The organism is Lamprobacter sp. (genome assembly GCF_034860625.1).
Lineage (GTDB): Bacteria > Pseudomonadota > Gammaproteobacteria > Chromatiales > Chromatiaceae > Lamprobacter.
Genome location: NZ_JAYESN010000296.1, coordinates 1 through 3,273 on the forward strand (window position 1 = coordinate 1; position 3,273 = coordinate 3,273).

Annotated in this window: 6 protein-coding genes and 1 pseudogene; 5 read left to right on the top strand and 2 right to left on the bottom strand. The window is 64.7% G+C overall.

Annotation, left to right across the window (positions count from 1 at the left end):
• Positions 1–238 (bottom strand): annotated as a pseudogene (locus VBE63_RS26420) (hypothetical protein); the annotation flags it as partial.
• Between VBE63_RS26420 and VBE63_RS26425 the strand changes: the two are divergent.
• The 4 genes from VBE63_RS26425 (at position 225) to VBE63_RS26440 (ending at position 2,592) form a co-directional block, all read left to right on the top strand.
• Positions 225–734 carry a hypothetical protein gene (locus VBE63_RS26425; protein WP_323685981.1) on the top strand — a complete coding sequence of 170 codons (510 nt, stop codon included), beginning with the start codon at positions 225–227 and terminating at the stop codon, positions 732–734. The pseudogene VBE63_RS26420 and the gene VBE63_RS26425 sit on opposite strands and share 14 nt — an antisense overlap.
• 175 nt (positions 735–909) lie before the next feature.
• Positions 910–1,293 (top strand): PH domain-containing protein, encoded by a 384-nt coding sequence (locus VBE63_RS26430; RefSeq protein WP_323685982.1) that lies wholly within the window; start codon positions 910–912, stop codon positions 1,291–1,293.
• Positions 1,290–1,991, top strand: a complete 702-nt coding sequence (locus VBE63_RS26435; RefSeq protein WP_323685983.1) for an MFS transporter — start codon at positions 1,290–1,292, stop codon at positions 1,989–1,991. The genes VBE63_RS26430 and VBE63_RS26435 overlap by 4 nt, the downstream gene beginning before the upstream one ends.
• A gap of 19 nt (positions 1,992–2,010) precedes the next feature.
• Complete coding sequence (locus tag VBE63_RS26440; protein WP_323685984.1) at positions 2,011–2,592, top strand: PucC family protein; 582 nt, start codon at positions 2,011–2,013, stop codon at positions 2,590–2,592.
• A 28-nt stretch (positions 2,593–2,620) separates the two neighbouring features.
• Here VBE63_RS26440 and VBE63_RS26445 read toward each other — a convergent pair whose 3' ends face one another.
• Positions 2,621–2,938, bottom strand: a complete 318-nt coding sequence (locus VBE63_RS26445) for a hypothetical protein (protein ID WP_323685985.1) — start codon at positions 2,936–2,938, stop codon at positions 2,621–2,623.
• Positions 2,939–3,021: 83 nt separating this feature from the next.
• On the opposite strand from VBE63_RS26445, the gene VBE63_RS26450 reads away from it, so the two are divergent.
• Positions 3,022–3,273 (top strand): MBL fold metallo-hydrolase (locus VBE63_RS26450; protein WP_323685986.1); only part of this gene is annotated, 252 nt, incomplete at its 3' end.

Here is a 3,273-nt window from a genome sequence, read left to right on the forward strand (position 1 = left end):
CTGGTGGCCTCGATCGCGCAGCGGTCTTGCTGACGGTCTCGGATCGCCATGCGCTCGGCGTCATCGCCAGCTTGCGATCGCCGAGCCAGGGTCCATCGCCCAAACCCCGGCACTGGACGCGAAGGGCTCGTCGATGGGCGCGATCACCCACCGTTGCGCTATCAGGCTTGATATCCTCGATGAGCTGATAGAAGCCACGCGAGGACTTGGGTGCCTTGGAGAGTTTGATCTCGAACACACGGCGTTGGCCGCCGCGCTCCAGCAGCCTGCACTTTGCCGCATGCTTTGCCCTGGTGGGGCTGGCTGTGGGTGGTTATGTCTCCTGGTCAGCCATCGGCGACGGTTGGGCGTTCTTCTTTGTGTACTCGAGCACTGCTGCTTTTGTCACGGGCTTCGGGCTTTGGCGCTGGCGGGTTGAGCGGCGCCAGACCACAGGCTGCCGAGTGGGTCTGTTCACGGGCGCGCTCGCAGGACTGCTCTCACACCTGCTCTGCTGGTGGCTCTTCATCCTGGGTGCCTGGCTCGATCACAGCTGGCTCACCGGCGGGGCCTCTCAGGGTGAGCCGCCAATGAACCCGCTGCAGGGGATCATCGGGGCGATCGTCTTCAGCCTGTTTAGCCTTGCACTCTTTGGCTGGCTGACCATTCCAGCCGGTGCCTTGATCGGCTGCTGGATGCTGCGCACAGCAGGCTCGCGGTCAGGGATCGGCAGCGAGTGCGATGTGCGGCAGTGACTTGATGCTCCTTGATCCTGCTCGGGGAACACACCAGCTCCGGGCACGGCTCGCTCCGCCGGGGAGAGTCATTGCAGGGATGCCGGGCGAGGAGACGGGTTAAGATCAACATGACAGGTCCATGCCTGAGCGAGCGTCAGCTGTGACGCGACAACACCACCGATGGAGCCATCACATGGGACTCTTGAGCGGCCTCCTTGGCAACGCCTCCACCATCGATCCCGCCCAGCTCGCCGATGAGCTCGAACCCATCCTCGCTGCCGAGGAGAGCATCGAGGTCGCCTTCAAGGTCATCCGCGATCAGTTCATCTTCACCAATGCCCGCTTGCTGCTGATCGACAAACAGGGGCTGACCGGCAAGAAGGTCGAGTACCTGTCGATCCCCTACAAGGCCATCACCCGCTTCTCGGTCGAGACCGCCGGGCATTTCGATCTGGATGCCGAGCTGAAGGTGTGGGTCTCGGGGGCCAGCGAGCCGGTCTCAAAGACCCTGCGCGGTGCCGATAACGTCACCGAGATCCAGAAGGCGCTGGCGACGGCCGTGCTCGCGGTGCAGTGAGCCGCAGTCTGAACCGCCCACTAGCGCTGATCCGCCTCGCCGGGCTGCCGCTGAGTTTAACCCTGCTCTCGATCCTCTCCGGCAGCGTGATCAACCGGGTGATGGTGATCGAGCTTGGCCTGCCGGTGATCCTGGCCGGGCTGTTCTTAGCCATCCCGTTGTTGATCTCGCCGGTGCGGATCTGGCTGGGGCATCTGTCCGATGCTTATCCGCTCGGCGGTCGTCGCCGCGAGCCCTATCTGATCGTCGGCGCACTCCTAGCCGGCATCGGGGTCGCGCTGTCGGTCGCCCTGGTGGTGCGCACCCCGGCGCCGCTCAGTCCGACCGCGGCGCTGATCCTGCTCGGGCTGCTGCTCTATGGCATCGGGCGCAATCTCACCGGCAATACCTTTCAGGCGCTGCTGACCGATCGCTTTGCCGCCGGCGTGGCGCGCTCGCGGGCGGTGAACCTCTATGAGGTCGTCAAGCTGCTTGGGATGGTGCTTGGCGCCGGACTGCTTGGACTGGCCCTGCGTCCCTACAGTGCCGAGCGCCTGGTGCTGGTGGTGCTGATCCTGGCGCTGCTGGCGATGGTGCTCTCGGTGCTCGCCACCCTCGGCCAGGAGCCGCGCAGTGACCGGCTGCGCGAGGCCGCCGAGCAGGCGCGCGCAGGGGCCTTCTGGCCGCGTTTCCGGCGCCTGGTCTGGAACGATCCGTAAAGCACGGCTGTTCCTAGCGGTGATCGCGCTGACCCTGCTCGGCACCCAGATGCAGGATGTGCTGATGGAACCCTATGCCGGGTTGGTGCTGGGCATGGATGTGGCCGCGACCACGCAGCTGACGATGTTCTGGGGCCTCGGGGCGCTGGCGGCGATCCTGGTCTCTGGCCTGGTGCTGATCCCCTGGCTGGGACTGGCACGGCTGTACCGGCTGGGCATCGTGTTGCTGATGCCGCTGTTCGCCGGTGTGGTGCTGGCCGGTATGCTGCAGCAGCCGCTGTTGCTGCAGCGCTGTGTGCTCGGGCTTGGACTGAGCACCGGACTGGCCGCGGCCAGCCTGTTGGCGCAGACGGTGGACTTCACCAGTACGCAAAGCGCCGGACTCTTGCTCGGCGTCTGGGGCTTGGGCTTCCAGCTCGGCCGCGCGCTGGCCAACCTGCTCGGTGCCGGGTTGGTCGATGGGCTCAATCACCTCACCGGCGAGGTGGCGCTGCTCGCCTATGGCGGTGCCTTTGCGATCGAGTGCGCCTTCCTGATCGGCGCGCTGCTGCTGTTCAGGCGTTTGCGGGTGGGCGCGGCATCCGTGGTCAACGAGGCTTGAGCGGACTCAGGGCTGAAGCGAGGTCAGCTCAACCGATCTCACCCTGCGCGAGCGCATCCAGCGTCTCGTCCATGAGTTCGTTCACAGCGTCCAAGGATTCCGTCACGGCCAGCGGGACCTCAGCGCCTTGCTGAAGGATGTTGCGCACGAGGATCAAGCTGCGTTGCATCTGTCGAAGGTCGCGAACGGCTTCCCAGCTCATGGCCTCATCGATGTGAAACAGCGCGCGCTCCCAGCCTTCAAACCCTGGGTTGGCCGCCACGTCAGCGCGCAGGCACTGCCAAGCGCCCTGCAGATCGGACAGGATGGTTTTCTCGTAAGCCGTCGGTTCAGTAGTAAATGCCATCTTTTCTCAGCCGTCTCCTGGAAACGCGCGTGACCCAGCGACGATAATGAGGCCATCCCACCCGATCCAGAGGCCTCTCCCGCATGATCTTCAAGCAGCTGTTCGAATCCGATTCCGCCACCTACACCTATCTGATCGCCTGTGAGCAAAATCGTCAGGCGATCCTGATCGATCCGGTCATCGATACCGTCGAGCGGGATCTGCAGGTGCTCAAGGACCTTGGGCTGACGCTGATGGCGACGCTCGAGACCCATGTGCATGCCGATCACCTCACCGGCGCGCGGCGGCTGAAACAGCGCTCGGGCTGCCAGACCGCCTATCCGAAGATGCTCGGG